The organism is Neisseria benedictiae (genome assembly GCF_958267435.1).
GTDB lineage: Bacteria > Pseudomonadota > Gammaproteobacteria > Burkholderiales > Neisseriaceae > Neisseria > Neisseria bergeri.
Window position 1 is genome coordinate 1 of record NZ_CATQFV010000001.1, and the last position, 1,409, is coordinate 1,409.

Here is a 1,409-nt window from a genome sequence, read left to right on the forward strand (position 1 = left end):
GTCGGCGAAGAGTGGGAAGGGGATGGGTGGTGCGACTGGTGGAGCAGGAGGGGGCGGCCAGCAGAAATCGGGTACGGTAAAGACGACCCTGAAGTCGCTGCTTTTACGGGCGATTTTATTGACGGCCATGGCGGCTTGCTCCTGTTGGGGATGGGGCATTTGAAAAGCAGAACCCGTGTGTATGCGTACCGCACGCACCTTACGTCGGGATTGGAGGTTTCATACGGGCTACGGCTTGCTAAAAAGTTATTTTAGATGACTCAGTGATTATTGTAGTTTGAATAAACCTTTGCTTGTTAAATATGGTAGTAAGAAAGAATTGTAGATTAATGGGTAGTTTAATTTTACAAAAAATGAAAAGTTATTAATTATTTCTGTAAGCTGATTTAATAAACAGTATTTGTCAATTTTTTCCGAGCTTCCTATAATTTTGTTATCCTTCAATGATGTGCAATTCGAGTAAATAGTTTCAGGGAAATTCTTTGTATTCAAGTGAAAATTTATCACTCTTTGACTTTCAGAGTCATAGAATACCAATTTTGTAGAATTATTATTCTTTAAATCATTAATAACATCAAATATTTCTGGGAATATATTATTTATATAGTATTTATAATTTTCCCACTTTAAATTATATCCATTTATAATAAAATCATTTGTCTTTATAGATAAAAACTCATTTTCTATAATCATGAAAGCCTCCATAAAATTATTTTTATAATTTTTATAATCATAATCATCATAAAAATCTATATTTTCATAAAGTTCTTTCAAGATCTCACTTTCTGTTCTGATATTCTTTTCTGGAAGTTGAGAAGTTATAAGTTTAAACGTTACCATTTCATATTTCCTCTCAGCAACCATTTTTTGAATATATAGGATAAGCAGTTTTTAAACAATTTCCCTTAGGAGGTTTCTTGTCAGGTACTATTATTGCGCAATTTGCTTTTTTGACACTTCCATCTGGTAATACAACTTCACCTAATCCATCTGGAATGGGTACAGTGGTAACTTTATCTATATTTCTGTAAGGGCTCAAAAATTGAGCGGCATCATTATTATTTGTCCAGTAGCCTTGTTCTTGTCGTGTAGAAGCAGCTCTGCCTTTTAAATTATTTTTTTTCTGTGCTCCATGCTGTGTAAATGTATGTCCAAATTGTTTAGAACTTTTTGGATTAACAGGATCTGTACATGGATCCTCACATTTAGATAAACCTAAAGGGTCAATCCAATTAGAAATGTTAGGAGCAAATTGATAAAGATTCATTCCTCCATGTAATTTGATTGGATCTTGATGAATAAATCTGCCTAAATTTGGAGAATAGTATCTAAGTAAATTGTAATGCAGCCCCGTCTCACGGTCGCAATACTGGTTCTGCAACCGGAACGGTTGGTGCGCCGTTCCCGTT

The 1,409-nt window shown here is 34.7% G+C and carries 2 protein-coding genes and 1 pseudogene; all 3 read right to left on the reverse strand.

Annotated elements, in window-relative coordinates; all coding sequences use genetic code 11:
* Positions 1–129: pseudogene (locus Q3O12_RS10965) on the reverse strand (PAAR-like domain-containing protein); the annotation flags it as partial.
* 138 nt (positions 130–267) lie between these two features.
* Complete coding sequence (locus Q3O12_RS00005) at positions 268–840, reverse strand: hypothetical protein (protein WP_019272168.1); 573 nt, start codon at positions 838–840, stop codon at positions 268–270.
* Between the two features lie 13 nt (positions 841–853).
* Positions 854–1,409: RHS repeat-associated core domain-containing protein (locus Q3O12_RS00010; protein WP_301668783.1), on the reverse strand; the 556-nt coding region annotated here is incomplete at its 5' end.

Coding starts and splice junctions, on each gene's coding strand:
- Q3O12_RS00005 (WP_019272168.1), bottom strand. CDS start 840: ATGGTAACGTTTAAACTTATAACTTCTCAACTTCCAGAAAAGAATATC.